14 protein-coding genes are annotated in these 12,466 nt (G+C 66.7%); 5 read left to right on the top strand and 9 right to left on the bottom strand.

Annotated elements, in window-relative coordinates:
- Positions 1-62: 62 nt before the first annotated feature.
- The 6 genes from MKL11_RS14330 to MKL11_RS14305 form a co-directional block, all read right to left on the bottom strand.
- Positions 63-830, bottom strand: a complete 768-nt coding sequence (locus MKL11_RS14330; RefSeq protein ID WP_243944608.1) for a class I SAM-dependent methyltransferase — start codon at positions 828-830, stop codon at positions 63-65.
- A 107-nt stretch (positions 831-937) separates the two neighbouring features.
- Positions 938-1,228, bottom strand: coding sequence for a type II toxin-antitoxin system RelE/ParE family toxin (locus MKL11_RS14325; RefSeq protein WP_243944606.1), 291 nt, complete (start codon positions 1,226-1,228; stop codon positions 938-940).
- The gene (locus tag MKL11_RS14320) at positions 1,225-1,476 is read right to left on the bottom strand and encodes a type II toxin-antitoxin system ParD family antitoxin (protein ID WP_243944604.1); all 252 of its coding nucleotides are present in this window, start codon (positions 1,474-1,476) and stop codon (positions 1,225-1,227) included. The genes MKL11_RS14325 and MKL11_RS14320 overlap by 4 nt, the downstream gene beginning before the upstream one ends.
- 80 nt (positions 1,477-1,556) lie before the next feature.
- A complete protein-coding gene (locus MKL11_RS14315) occupies positions 1,557-2,765 on the bottom strand; it encodes an MFS transporter (protein ID WP_243944718.1) in 1,209 nt (402 codons plus the stop codon).
- A gap of 182 nt (positions 2,766-2,947) precedes the next feature.
- Positions 2,948-4,846 (bottom strand): OmpA family protein, encoded by a 1,899-nt coding sequence (locus MKL11_RS14310; RefSeq protein WP_243944602.1) that lies wholly within the window; start codon positions 4,844-4,846, stop codon positions 2,948-2,950.
- A 78-nt stretch (positions 4,847-4,924) separates the two neighbouring features.
- Positions 4,925-5,983 (bottom strand): DUF2865 domain-containing protein, encoded by a 1,059-nt coding sequence (locus tag MKL11_RS14305; protein WP_243944600.1) that lies wholly within the window; start codon positions 5,981-5,983, stop codon positions 4,925-4,927.
- A gap of 158 nt (positions 5,984-6,141) precedes the next feature.
- Here MKL11_RS14305 and MKL11_RS14300 point away from each other — a divergent pair, with 158 nt between their 5' ends.
- Positions 6,142-6,657 (top strand): CreA family protein, encoded by a 516-nt coding sequence (locus MKL11_RS14300; protein ID WP_243944598.1) that lies wholly within the window; start codon positions 6,142-6,144, stop codon positions 6,655-6,657.
- A gap of 12 nt (positions 6,658-6,669) precedes the next feature.
- On the opposite strand, the gene MKL11_RS14295 is transcribed toward MKL11_RS14300, so the two are convergent.
- Positions 6,670-7,017, bottom strand: coding sequence for a hypothetical protein (locus tag MKL11_RS14295; RefSeq protein ID WP_243944595.1), 348 nt, complete (start codon positions 7,015-7,017; stop codon positions 6,670-6,672).
- Between the two features lie 309 nt (positions 7,018-7,326).
- Here MKL11_RS14295 and cysS point away from each other — a divergent pair, with 309 nt between their 5' ends.
- Positions 7,327-8,724, top strand: coding sequence for a cysteine--tRNA ligase (cysS, locus tag MKL11_RS14290; protein ID WP_243944593.1), 1,398 nt, complete (start codon positions 7,327-7,329; stop codon positions 8,722-8,724).
- A gap of 13 nt (positions 8,725-8,737) precedes the next feature.
- On the opposite strand, the gene MKL11_RS14285 is transcribed toward cysS, so the two are convergent.
- Positions 8,738-9,271 carry a hypothetical protein gene (locus tag MKL11_RS14285; RefSeq protein WP_243944591.1) on the bottom strand — a complete coding sequence of 178 codons (534 nt, stop codon included), beginning with the start codon at positions 9,269-9,271 and terminating at the stop codon, positions 8,738-8,740.
- A gap of 327 nt (positions 9,272-9,598) precedes the next feature.
- Here MKL11_RS14285 and MKL11_RS14280 point away from each other — a divergent pair, with 327 nt between their 5' ends.
- The 3 genes from MKL11_RS14280 (at position 9,599) to MKL11_RS14270 (ending at position 11,564) form a co-directional block, all read left to right on the top strand.
- A complete protein-coding gene (locus MKL11_RS14280) occupies positions 9,599-10,099 on the top strand; it encodes a ChbG/HpnK family deacetylase (protein WP_243944589.1) in 501 nt (166 codons plus the stop codon).
- Complete coding sequence (locus tag MKL11_RS14275) at positions 10,072-10,443, top strand: hypothetical protein (protein ID WP_243944586.1); 372 nt, start codon at positions 10,072-10,074, stop codon at positions 10,441-10,443. Before MKL11_RS14280 ends, MKL11_RS14275 begins: the two co-directional genes overlap by 28 nt.
- A gap of 353 nt (positions 10,444-10,796) precedes the next feature.
- Positions 10,797-11,564 (top strand): trypsin-like serine protease, encoded by a 768-nt coding sequence (locus MKL11_RS14270; RefSeq protein WP_243944584.1) that lies wholly within the window; start codon positions 10,797-10,799, stop codon positions 11,562-11,564.
- Between the two features lie 87 nt (positions 11,565-11,651).
- On the opposite strand, the gene ctrA is transcribed toward MKL11_RS14270, so the two are convergent.
- On the bottom strand, positions 11,652-12,353 hold the full coding sequence (ctrA, locus tag MKL11_RS14265; protein ID WP_007566477.1) for a response regulator transcription factor CtrA: 702 nt from the start codon (positions 12,351-12,353) through the stop codon (positions 11,652-11,654).
- Positions 12,354-12,466 lie beyond the last annotated feature (113 nt).

The following is a 12,466-nucleotide window of genomic DNA, read 5'->3' as shown; positions in this document are numbered from 1 at the left end:
AACGGGCCTCGAAGATGGGTGCGGAGTGCGGACCGTTCAACGGCCAAGCCTGCGACCGCGCTTCAGCGCGGGCGCGCCTCGATCAGCACGGAATCCAGCAGGAAGCTGCCGTCGGCCGCGATGGAAAAATGCTCGATCACCTCCCGGGGCGCCGAGGCCTGCAGGGCGCGGATCGCCGCCGCGTTGACCTCCGGCGTCCGCATCCGGGCGATCCAGCTCGCGTAGTCCATGCGCGGCCGGCTCGCGAGCGCCTCGCCGGGGGCGAAACCGGCAATCTCCAGCATGCGGCGCCATTCCGAGACGCGGTAGTCGCGCACATGCGAGGGATCGCGCAGCAGTTCGACCGCCTGGAGATGCGTATCGAGCAGCGGCTCCTCCGGGGCGACGGCATCGCAGACCACCAGCAGGCCGTCCGGCTTCAGCACGCGCCGCGCCTCCGCCAGGGCGGCCGGGACGTCGCGCCAATGGTGGGCGCTGTAGCGGGTCAGCACCGCGTCGAAGGCGGCATCCGGGAAGGGCAGGGTCTCGGCGGCGCCCTGCCGGGTCTCGATCCGGTCGAGGCCGCGCCGCCCGGCCTCGGCGGTGACCGCCGCCAGCATCTCGGCCGAGAGGTCGTAGGCCGTGACCGCGGCGCCGGCCGACGCGGCCGCGAAGGCGACGTGCCCGCCACCGCAGCCGAGATCGAGCACCCGCGCGCCCGGCATCGCGCGAACCAGCGCGCCGATCCGGTCGAGATCGGCGCCCGCGGCGTGGACGGCGCTCGTCACGTAGGCGGAGGCCTGGGCGCCGAACTGGTCGACGACATGGCCGGAATGGTCGCGCGCGCTCATAAGTCCTTCCTCGGTTCAGGAGCATCGTCCTGGCTGCCCGGTTGCGGACGATGCGCCGGGCTGGGGCGATCCGCAATCGCCGGCAGGCCGGGACGTGCGATCGTCGTTCACGACAGGGCGCGTTCCCAATCCTGCCGGCCATGCAGGATGCGAACGATCAGGATGCCGGCCTCATCTTCGACGTAGACGATCATGTGGGCCTTGCAGCGATGGAGCCGCATCGGCGGCGCGAACGCCCGCCGCTCATGCGCCAGCCGAGGATTGGCGGCCAGCATCCGGAACGTGTCGAACAGGCCGTCCTGGTAGCGCTCGGCCTGGGCCTCGCCGAAGCGCAACGCGCCCGCCGCGTAGGCCTCGGCAATGTCCTCATCGGCCTGAGCGGTGGTCCGAAAGGTCATCGGGCCTGGAGGGCCGCCAATCTCTCTCGTCCGAGCCGGCGGATCTCGTCTTCCGACCGGCCGCTGATGCCGCTGGCCAGGCCCTCATCGATCAACCGTTGCAGCTCGCCGATTTGTGCCAGGCGTTCCTGGTCGCGCTGGATCAGGTCGCGCACGTAGTCGCTTGCATTGGCGTAGCGGCCCGTGTCGGCTTGTTCCTCCACCCAGGCCTTCATCGGGTCGGGCAACGAGATGGTCACGCTCGCCATGCTGGCACCTCCTTGGGGCAGCATGGCAAGGTTCGGTAAAGACTGTCAAAAACCCGACGCACGGCCGTGCGGAATGCGACTCAAACCGTCAGCGGCGCCAGGCGCGACAGCCGAATCGCGATGGCCAGCGCCAGACCGTAGAGTCCGCCCACGAACAGCACCACGCCGGTCCAGCCGGAATGGGCGAAGAACCAGCCGCCCGCGGTGCCGAGCACCGACGAGCCGAGATAGTACAGGCACAGATAGATCGAGGAGGCCTGCGCCCGGTCGCGGAGCGCCCGGCGCCCGACCCAGCTGCTCGCCACCGAATGCGCTCCGAAGAAGCCGATGGTCACCACAACGACCCCGGCGACGATCAGCAGGATGTTGTCGGCCGCCGTCATCAGGATCCCGGCGAGCCCGAGCCCGGTGGCGAGCCACAGCACCCGCCGCCGGCCGAAGCGGCTCGCCAGCTCGCCGGCGACGGGGCTGCTGACCATCCCGGCGATGTAGACGGAAAAGATCAGGCCGATCACCGTCTGGCTCAGGGAGAACGGCGGGTCGAGCAGGCGAAAGCCGATGTAGTTGTAGATGCAGACGAAGCCGCCCATCAGCAGGAAGCCTTCCGCGAACAGCCAGGGCAGGCCGGCATCGCGAAAATGGTGGCCGAAGCTGCCCGGCACCTCGCGCCAGGCCATCCGGCGCGACACGAAGTTGCGTGCGGGCGGCAGCCAGCGCCAGAAAGCCAGGGCGGCGACCAGAGCGAGGCCGCCGATCGTGGCGAGGCCGATGCGCCAGTTCACATGGTCGGCCATCACCCCGCTGATCAGCCGGCCGGACATGCCGCCGAGCGCGTTGCCGCCGACCAGGAGACCCATCGACAGGCCGATCGCCTGCGCATCCATTTCCTCCGCGAGATAGGCCATCGCCACCGCGGGCAGGCCGCTGGCGGTCAGCCCGGACAGCGCCCGCAGGACCAGGAAGCCGTGCCAGCTCGGCACCAGGGCGGCCACGATGGTCAGAAAAGCCGAGGCGAACAGGGAGGCCAGCATCACCGGCTTGCGGCCCCAGATCTCCGAGAGCGGGCTCACCACCAGCAGGGCCACGGCGAGCAGCCCGCAGGGCAGGGACAAAGCGAGGCTGCTCTCGGCCGGCGAGACGCCGAATTCCTCGGAGAAAATCGGCAGCAGCGGCTGCACCGCGTAGAGCACCGCGAAGGTCGAGAACCCGGCTGCGGCGAGCGCCAGGGCCGTGCGGCGGAAGACCGGCGTGCCCGACCGGATCAGCCGCTCGTTGCCGTCGCTCGCCATCACCGTCCCGCGCTGCTTCACTCGCTCGGTGGTGCGGCGCAGGGCTGCCCGCGTCAACCGCAGGCGGCGCGCTGTCGCCATGCGGGCGGATCAGCCCGGATCGAGGGCGCGCCGCATCGTGGCCTACCGCGGTGATCATGACCGACCGGGATCGCCCCGTTCGGTCGGTGTCGATCCTCCTATCAGCGCGGGGGCGGCGCGCCCTGCGCCGTCCCCTGCTGCAGCAGCGGGGTGATCCGGCGGACCGTGACGCGGCGGTTCTCCCGGGCGGCGTTCTGCGTGTTCACCTTCAGGTACTGCTCGCCGTAGCCCTGGGTGGTTAGGTTCTCGGGCGGAACTTGGAACTGCTGGGTCAGCACGGTCGCCACCGATTGCGCCCGGCGGTCCGACAGGGACAGGTTATCGATGTCGGATCCCACCGCGTCGGTGTAGCCCTCGATCAGGAAGACTTCCTGCGGGTTGGCGCGGATCGCCCGGTTGATGGCGGCTGCGATCACCGACAGCCGGGCGGCCTGGTCCGGCGTGACCGTGAATGAGGCCGTATCGAAATTGATCGTGTCGATGTCCACCGAGCGCATCCGGGACCGCAGGTCGGGGCTGTAGCGGACCTGATCCAGGGTGTAGCGGCGGTCGATGGCGACCACCGGCGGGGCCGTCAGCGCCTCGTAGACCGCGCCCTCGTCCGCCTGCTCGTACTCCACGACGTAGCGGTCGCGCGGGATGCGGATGTCGGGCGGCGGCAGCACGACCACGTCGTCGTAGATCGGGCGCGGCGGCCCGCCGTAGCTGTTGTCGATGATCACCACTTCGCGGCCGTCGCGAAGACGGCGGTAGCGGCGCAGCATCCGGCCGTCATCGTCCGTGACGGTGACGATCTGCTCGCCGCCCGGCCGGTCGATGAAGCTGTAATAGTCCGTGCCGCGCCGCTCGGAGCGGAAGCCGCGCGGGTCGAGATCCCGGAACCGCTCGTTCTCGTCGTGACGGATCAGGTAGGTGTCGCGATCCTGGACGATGATCCGGCCGGGCTCGCGATAATAGGTCCGGCCACCCTCGCTGAACGCGCGCCGATCGCGGCGGACCTGGTCGTAGTCGCGCGCGTCGTCGTCCGGACGAAAACCGCCCGGGACGTAGCCGGGCTGGCCCGGCGTGTTGAAGGCGCCGCGGGCGCCCGGGCCGCCAGCCGGCGGCTGACCCGGTTGAGCGCCTGGCGGAGGCGGGGCGTTCGCGCCCGGAGGGGGCCCCGGCGGCAGGACGGGACGGCCGGGCACCCCCGGCGCCATGTTCGGCGGTACCGGGCGACCGGGCTCCGCGCCGGGCTGGTTCTCGAGGCGCTGGACGGGTCGTCCGGGCACGCCGGGGGCCATATTGGGCGCCAGGGGCCGCCCGGGTGCCCCGCCGGGACCCGCGTTCGGCTGGGGCTGAGCGCCGGGCTGGGCGTCCGGGCGCTGCACCGGCCGGCCCGGGCCCTCACGGTCGGGAACGGCATCGCGGCGCTGTGCCGGATTGTTGGGTGCGGCCCGCTCCGGCTCCGGTGCCCGGCGGTCCTGATCCGGCGCACGCTGCGGCGGACGCTCGGGCGCCGACCGGGGTGGCGGTGGAGGCGATGGATCACGCTGCGCCGGTTGCCGGTCGGATTCGGGCCGTTCCGGTGCTCGGCGCTGCTGCGGCGCCGGACGCTCCGGGCTGTCCGGCTGCCGATCCATCCGACGCTCCGGAGCGGGCGGCCGGGCCGCCGGCGGCTCGGGTCGGCGCTCGGGGGCGCGCTCCCGCGGGGCCGGCTCGGCTTGAGGCTGCCGCTGGGCCGGCGGTTCGGGACGCTCGCGCGGCGGCGGGGCACGCTCGGGTCGCGGCTCGGGCCGCTCGCGCGCGGCGGGCGGCGGTCCGGGCGGTGGTCCGGGACGTTCCTGCGGCGGCCGTTCCGGACGGGGGCCGCCATGCGGAGGCTCGCCGCCGCGCGGGCCCCGCTCGTCGGGGCCGCCCTGGGCCATGAGCATCGCGCCCGGGGATGCCCCGGCCGGCTGCACCAGGGTGAGGCCAGGAATCACCGTGCCGGTGAGGAGGATCAGTCGCAGCAGCCGCATCGGGGCCTCGTCTCGGATCGAGCCGACCCGAACCCCGTGTGCGGCCCATGGGTTCCGCACCGGCCGCTCAAGACTCCGTTAGGGTGTCAGGCGCTGGGGCACCGCGATCATGTCCGGGGCGATGATCCGAACCGCGACGTGGTCGGGCTTGGCGCCGCTCGGCTTCACCTCGCCTGCCTTGGCATCGGCGGCCGCGCCGGCATTCATGTCGACCCCGGCGCGTCCGGCGGCGTCGGCGGCGAGTTCGGCCGCGGTCCGGTCGGCCCGGCCGACCAGGGTCAGGCGGACCTTCGGGCGCGACAGGGCCTCCGCCTGCATGGGCGTGACGAAGATGTCGCCCTTGTGCCGCACCAGCATGCTCTCGGCCTTCACCAGGGACTGCGCCCAGGTCTGGTTCTGCGGCTTGCACGAGCAATTCGGCACGAATTCCTTGCGAAACTTGAACGCGTTGGCGAGGCTCGCATAGGCGCGGCTGCCCTTCACCGAGGCGGCGTGCTTCAGCGCCTCGTCGCCGTAGGGCATGGAATAGGCCTGCGCCTCGGTGCCGGGGCAGAGGGCCTGGCACATCTCGTCGGCACCGCCGCGCCCCTCGGGCAAATTGCGCATCGGGAAGAAGCCGCCGTCGCAGGTCCGAACGCACACCATCTGCGGGCCGCCCTTGGCGTAGCTTTCGCCGGTGGCCGCATAGGTCTCCCGGGCGGGGCAGTTGGCCGTGACCAGACCCTGCAATTCGCGCCGGCGGGCGCCGCTGTCGTCGAACACCGCGCCGCCATAGGTGGCCTTGAGCGCGCGGATGCGCTGCTCCACGGCCCCGCACTGGGGCGGGCGGGTATCGAAGAACAGGAACTTGCCGCCCTCGCAGTTCAGCCCGCGGAAATAGGCCTCCAGCCGACCGATCTCGTCGTTGAGCGCCCGGGTGGTGCTGGCGCCGTTCTGCAGGGAGGCCAGCTCCGCCCGGTAGCGCCGGCACACGGGCGACGGCAGCTGCGGAGCACTGGGCCGCACCTCTCCGGCGACGGGCGCACCGTCCGGTGCATCCTCTGCCCAGGCAGTTTCGAGGCTCAGGGACAGACCGAACGCCAGCGCTGCACTCAAGAAGAGGCGGCCGAGCGAACGGACGATCGGGCGGTCAAGCATCGGCTGCATCGCGTTGATCGGAAATACTCTAATCCCGCTGGTCGAGCGCGTCCTGCCCGTGCGGTGGGACCGAAGCAGCTTGAGTGTACGCCCCCTCGCAAGGCGGCGACAGCCCTCCTACATCGGGGTCGCGCGCTTGAGCAGGGAATTGACCCGTGATGTGGTTTCGGAGTCTCACTTATGTCGGGCTGTTCGCCCTCGGTCTGGCCGCGGCCGGACCAGCCTCGGCCCAGGAGCCGGACCGGATCTTTTCCAAATCCACGGTCTGGCGGCCGCTGACCCCCAACGACAAGCTCGTCGTCTACGGCATCGACGATCCGGCCGTGTCGGGGGTCGCCTGCTGGTACACGCAGCCGGAGAAGGGTGGCATCAAGGGGACGCTCGGCCTGGCCGAGGATGTCTCCGACATCTCGCTCGCCTGCCGCCAGACCGGCCCGATCGCCTTCAAGGGCAAACTGGGCCAGGGCGAAGTCGTCTTCAGCGAGCGGCGTTCGCTGATCTTCAAGTCGATGCAGATCGTGCGTGGCTGTGATGCCCAACGCAATACGCTGATCTACATGGTCTATTCGGACAAGGTCATCCAGGGCTCGCCGAAGAACTCGACCTCGGCGGTGCCGCTGGCGCCGTGGGGCACCGAGCCGGCACCGAAATGCGCGGATTTCGTGAAAGGCTGACGCCCTTCTCGCTCAGTCCCGGCAGGTGATGCGGATCGGGCGCTCGGTCGGAGTGGAGATCGGCTGCTCGATGGCGCCGGTATACTCGTCGGCGGCCGCGATCCCGAACGTGTTGGCGGCGGCGTAGCCCTGCGCCTCGCACCAGGCATTGGCGACCACCTGGCCGCACTCGCTGCCGGGGGTCGTCAGGCAGTCGCCGACGCCGTAACCGTCGCTCGACGGGATCAGGAAGGTTTTCTCGACATGGCTCGGGGCCTTCGCGGGCGTCTCGCCGTCGCTGCCGGCGAACGCGACCTGCGCGAGGCAGGCCGTGGTCAGGGAAGCGGCGATGACGAAGTAACCGGCAGCCTTGCGTCGCATGGACTATCCTTGGGCACAGTATCTTGCGTGTGATGAGCTTGGGCCGGACGGTCCGACGGCGCGGTTAAGGAAGGCTTACCCCGCACGTGCGAGGACCATCTCGAATTCCTCACGCTTTTGCGTTAGCCCCATCGGGCGCACGGCACCGTCGCCGCGGTGCAACAGCGGGCCGCCGCGGTACGGCGTGAGCCGCCACGGTTCGGCCGCTCTTCGCGGCGCAGAGCCCGCAGGTCGTTGAAGGCAGGGCCGGTTTTCCGGCGACGGCGCGGCACCGGGATCCGGCCGCGGCGCCGGAAGGGGATGGGTTTCATGGCGCCGATGTTGCGGCTCTACAACACGCTGACCGGTGCCAAGGAGGCCTTTGCGCCGATCGATCCCGCCCGGGTGCGGATGTATGCCTGCGGCCCGACCGTCTATGACGCGGCCCATATTGGCAACGCGCGCCCGATCATCGTCTTCGACCTGCTGTTCCGGCTCCTGCGCCACCTCTACGGACCGGCGCACGTCACCTACGCCCGCAACGTCACCGACGTGGACGACAAGATCAACGCCCGGGCGGCCGAGCGCGGCATCACCATCCGCGAACTCACTGACGGCACGCTCGAGCAGTTCCACCGGGACATTCGCGATCTTGGCATCCTGAGCCCCGAGGACGTGAACCGGCCGGGCGAGCCGCCCCGCTTCATCGAGCCCCGCGCCACCGATCACATCGCCGAGATGCGCGCGATGATCGACGCGCTGGTCGCCGGGGGGCACGCCTATGTGGCGGAGGGGCACGTGCTGTTCGACGTGCCCGCCATGCCCGAGTATGGCCGCCTCTCGAAGCGCCCGCTGGACGAGATGGAAGCCGGCGCCCGGGTCGAGGTCGCGCCCTACAAGCGCTCGCCCCTCGATTTCGTGCTGTGGAAGCCGTCAAAGCCCGGCGAGCCATCCTGGCCGTCGCCCGCCGGCATCGCCGAGCCGGGCCGGCCCGGCTGGCATATCGAGTGCTCCGCGATGTCGGCCAAGCACCTCGGCAAAACCTTCGACATCCATGCCGGTGGCATCGACCTGATCTTCCCCCACCACGAGAACGAGGTGGCGCAATCGCGCTGCTGCTTCGGGACGCCGGTGATGGCCAATGTCTGGCTGCACAACGGCTTCCTGCAAGTGGAAGGCGAGAAGATGTCGAAGTCGCTCGGCAACTTCATCACCATCCGCGACGTGCTGAACGATTGGCCGGGGGAGGTCGTGCGCCTCACCATGCTCAAGACGCATTACCGGCAGCCGATCGACTGGACCCTGCGTGGGCTCGAAGAGGCCAGCCGCGTGCTCGACCGCTGGTACAATGCCGCAGGGGATGCGCCGGCCGCCGATGCGGCGCCGGATTCGGTGATCGACGCGCTGTGCGACGATCTCAATACCCCGGCTGCGATCAACGCGCTGCACGGCTTTGCCGGCGGCGGCTCCGATGAGGCGGCGTCGCTGCGGGCCGGTGCGAACCTGTTCGGCCTGCTCGCGCGCACCCGCAGCGACCGTGAGCAGGATCAGGTCGCCGCTGCCGGGATCGACGTCGCCGCCGTCGAAGCGCTCATCGCCGAGCGCCGGGCGGCCCGGGCCGCCAAGGACTGGGCCGCCTCCGACCGGGCGCGCGATGCCCTTGCCGCCATGGGCGTGTCGGTAAAGGACGGCAAGGACGGCACCAGCACATGGACGGTGTCGCGCTGATGGACGCTCCAGCTCACATTAGATCGTGCTCTAGATTGTTTTCGACCTCGTTCAGATTGAACCAGAAAGAATGCCTGGTCTGTCGAAGGTAGTACTCCCATTCTTGCTGCGGAATGCGCTTGTCTTTGTACCAAGGGCGATGGCGAGCAGAATAGGAGCCGGCAACGCGCAGGGCACGATAGAAATCGTGAGTTTTAAAATTTTCTTTATTGTACACAGCAAAGGTCGTATCGATTTGAGCCGAATAAATTGTTGGCTCGATCTCATTTTCCCAAAACTGCTTCTCCCAGTCCAGAACATTTAACAATTTTCCATCACGAATGATGGTTTTATTGTCAAAATTACAATAATCATCAAGTCTTAACGCGCATCCTACCTTCCCGATCTTATTTTCTCGCTCGATCTGGATAAGCCGGGAAAGGAAGTCTTTTGGCAGATGATCCGGCAATTCGATATCGGGGTCGGTAAAAATAAAATAATTCGGAGCATTCTTGAAATAATCCGAATCAAAAAATGATCTTGGCCCATCGTTGCTGGAATTGACCACGACTCGACAGCAGGACCTTACAAATTTTGAATTGAGGAGCGCGACACACGTTGCGGATGTGCTTGCCTGATCAATAATACATATGTTAGTAAAGTTATTTTCCAGTAAATATAAAATCATTCTCAAGAGATATGTCGGTTGATTGAATGAGTTGATAACAAACATGATGTTATTTCTGAGGTATTCCTCACGGCTTGAGGATAAATTTACGCGGGATAAAAGAATTTCGCGTCGCATGATCGTCACTCAGATGAAATATAAAGTTTCTAGGTCAATAAATTTCGAGTACGTAAAGAACTTTGCTATAAAAATACTAAGGGTCGTCGAATGAGTCGTGCAAATCTAGCCGAGAGCCTGGGTTATGACAAGAACGATCGATTGTTGATCGTGAACTGCGATGACCTAGGGTCGAGCCACAGCGCGAACATCGCATCCCACCGGGCACTCACTGACGGCTTTGCGACGAGCGCAACGTTGATGGTCCCGTGCCCGTGGGCATTGGAAGCCGTCGAAATGCTTGATGGTTTTTCGATCGGCGTTCATTTGACTTTGACGTCGGAGTACGAGGGATACCGTTGGCGAGGATTGACAGGCGCCGCATCACTTCATGATGAAACCGGTTTTCTAGCCAGAACGACGGCGGCCGCGTTGAGTATGATCAAGCCTGGAGACGCTCGGGCCGAGTGCCGGGCCCAAATCGAGGCCGCGCTTTCCTGGGGCGTCGACGTGACTCATCTCGACGCGCATATGATGGTGATGCAATTCCGGTTAATCTATATGAAATCTATCTCGATTTGGCCGTGGAATACAATCTACCTGTCCGGATGATGGGTCGAGATCATCCGGCCGTGCATGGATTTGAATCACGACAACGCGCGGATGAGCGCGGCGTCCTGTATAACGATCACCTGATTGAAGCTTGGCCGAGGCAAACGGCTGAAGTTCTGCGGAATAGTCTGGCGATGATCAATCCCGGGGTGACTGAAATTTATGTCCACCCCGTCGTCGACGGCCGGGAACTGCGCGCTTATGATCAACATTATCACGCGATCCGTCGACACGATATGGATTGCTTATTGGACCAAGGATTGAAAACCCTGATCTCTCAAAGCAATATCAAATTGATCAATTATAAAGCTATTAGGGATTTACAACGTAATAACATGATTTAATTTCGGAACCGTGGAATTTGCGATTTGCAGGTGGAAATATATAGAGACACGGTTGTCGAGTGACGGGTGGTCTGCAAGCAAGCTTCACGCGATGCAACTCGCTCCGCGCTATGTCACGGGTCGGACGCGTCGCCGTCGAGCGATCTCGCCGATCTGGATTTTGCTGCCTCTCGATCTGGATCACGCGGTGCTGATCCTCGTCCCTGATTCGAAGGAATCAGACGGAGACATTTCCAGTTGGCTCAAGGCCAATCCGACATCATCAGCGACAAGGCCGCGTCGTCGCGTCGCTTGCGCTGATAGTGTCTCGCGGCATCTGTGCACCGGGAGATCTCAGCGCAGAAGGTCAACGCGTGATCATTTTCGGTACGATACCAACGCTGCTTTCCGGCGCGGCGCTCGCGCTGGCGATCGCGCTCGGTCTGGCGGCGCCGGCCGCCGCCATTGACGGCGGGGCGCCGGCGGGGCGGGATGCGCTGGCGCAGGCCACCGTCGCCATCGGGACGATCACCCAGCCCGAGGAGGCGCTGAGCCTCACGCGCTGCACCGGCATCCTGGTCGCGCCGGACCTCGTGCTCACCGCGGCCCATTGCGTGAACGGCGATCCGCTCGGCGCGCTGGTGGTGTTCTTCCGCGGCACCGAACCGACGCGGCCGGTTTACGGCGCCCGGGTCGCCGCCCGCTACAGCCCCGATCCCGGCGAGATGCTGCCGAACGCGGCCTCCGACGTGAGCCTCGCCGACCTGTCCCTCGACCTCGCGGTCCTGCGCCTGACCGAACCGGTCCGCGACCGGCGCCCGGTGCCCCTCGCGGCCGATCCGCGCCGGGTCCCTAAGAGCCTGCGGATCGCGGGCGCCGGCCTGTCCGGGCGCGGCGTCGGGCGCCTGCGCACCGCGACCCTAACGCCGGTCGCGGCGAGCAGCACCGGCCTGACCATCGCCCGGGCGAACGGCGCCCGAGTCTGCTTCGGCGATTCCGGCGGTCCCGTCGTCGCGCAGGACCGCGGCGGGACCTATGTCTGGGGTGTGGCCAGCGCCGTGATCACCCGCACCGCTCCGTGCGGCGGCTACGTCGTGGTCGCGCCGGCCGCCCAGGTCTTTTCCGGGACCGGGGTCCGGTAGCACCCAACCGGTAAGGTCCAAAAAATCGAAAACCCCGCGCGGCCGAGCCGCACGGGGTTTTTCGGAGGTGGCGATGATCCGGGAGGATCAGACCGCCATGCGCTCTTCGGCATCCATCGGCTCGCGCAGCACGTAGCCGCGGCCCCAGACGGTCTCGATGTAGTTCTTGCCCTGGCTGGCATTGGCAAGCTTCTTGCGCAGCTTGCAGATGAACACGTCGATGATCTTCAGCTCGGGCTCGTCCATGCCGCCGTAGAGATGGTTGAGGAACATCTCCTTGGTGAGCGTCGTGCCCTTCCGGAGCGAGAGGAGTTCCAGCATCTGGTACTCCTTGCCGGTCAGGTGGACCCGGGCGCCGCCGACCTCGACGGTCTTCTGATCGAGGTTCACGATCAGGTCGCCGGTGGTGATCACCGACTGGGCGTGGCCCTTCGAGCGGCGCACGATGGCGTGGATGCGGGCCACCAGCTCGTCCTTGTGGAACGGCTTGGTGAGGTAGTCGTCGGCCCCGAAGCCGAGGCCCTTCACCTTGTCCTCGATCCCGGCCATGCCGGAGAGGATCAGGATCGGGGTCTTCACCTTGGCCACGCGCAGGTTGCGCAGCACCTCGTAACCCGACATGTCGGGCAGGTTCAGGTCGAGGAGGATGATGTCGTAATCGTAGAGCTTGCCGAGGTCGATCCCCTCTTCGCCCAGGTCGGTGGTATAGGTGTTGAAGTTCTCGGACTTGAGCATCAACTCGATGCTCTGCGCTGTCGCGCTATCGTCCTCGATCAAAAGTACCCGCATCGTCGTCGGTCCCCAGCCCCGCCGGCCGCATCAGCGCGCAGACACGTCACCACCTTCGCCCGCCACCGGCCTGTGGACGGGCGCTCCGTCGCTCTTGACGTGGAACGCTATGG

Origin of the sequence: Methylobacterium sp. J-077 (assembly GCF_022829365.1) — a bacterium.
Classification (GTDB): Bacteria; Pseudomonadota; Alphaproteobacteria; order Rhizobiales; family Beijerinckiaceae; genus Methylobacterium.
This window is presented reverse-complemented; position numbering and strand designations above follow the sequence as displayed.

Bases quoted from the DNA above. Each gene is read 5' to 3' on its own strand.
- MKL11_RS14330 (WP_243944608.1), bottom strand. From the start codon at position 830: ATGAGCGCGCGCGACCATTCCGGCCATGTCGTCGACCAGTTCGGCGCC.
- MKL11_RS14325 (WP_243944606.1), bottom strand. From the start codon at position 1,228: ATGACCTTTCGGACCACCGCTCAGGCCGATGAGGACATTGCCGAGGCC.
- MKL11_RS14320 (WP_243944604.1), bottom strand. From the start codon at position 1,476: ATGGCGAGCGTGACCATCTCGTTGCCCGACCCGATGAAGGCCTGGGTG.
- MKL11_RS14315 (WP_243944718.1), bottom strand. From the start codon at position 2,765: ATGGCGAGCGACGGCAACGAGCGGCTGATCCGGTCGGGCACGCCGGTC.
- MKL11_RS14310 (WP_243944602.1), bottom strand. From the start codon at position 4,846: ATGCGGCTGCTGCGACTGATCCTCCTCACCGGCACGGTGATTCCTGGC.
- MKL11_RS14305 (WP_243944600.1), bottom strand. From the start codon at position 5,983: ATGCTTGACCGCCCGATCGTCCGTTCGCTCGGCCGCCTCTTCTTGAGT.
- MKL11_RS14300 (WP_243944598.1), top strand. From the start codon at position 6,142: ATGTGGTTTCGGAGTCTCACTTATGTCGGGCTGTTCGCCCTCGGTCTG.
- MKL11_RS14295 (WP_243944595.1), bottom strand. From the start codon at position 7,017: ATGCGACGCAAGGCTGCCGGTTACTTCGTCATCGCCGCTTCCCTGACC.
- cysS (WP_243944593.1), top strand. From the start codon at position 7,327: ATGGCGCCGATGTTGCGGCTCTACAACACGCTGACCGGTGCCAAGGAG.
- MKL11_RS14280 (WP_243944589.1), top strand. From the start codon at position 9,599: ATGAGTCGTGCAAATCTAGCCGAGAGCCTGGGTTATGACAAGAACGAT.
- ctrA (WP_007566477.1), bottom strand. From the start codon at position 12,353: ATGCGGGTACTTTTGATCGAGGACGATAGCGCGACAGCGCAGAGCATC.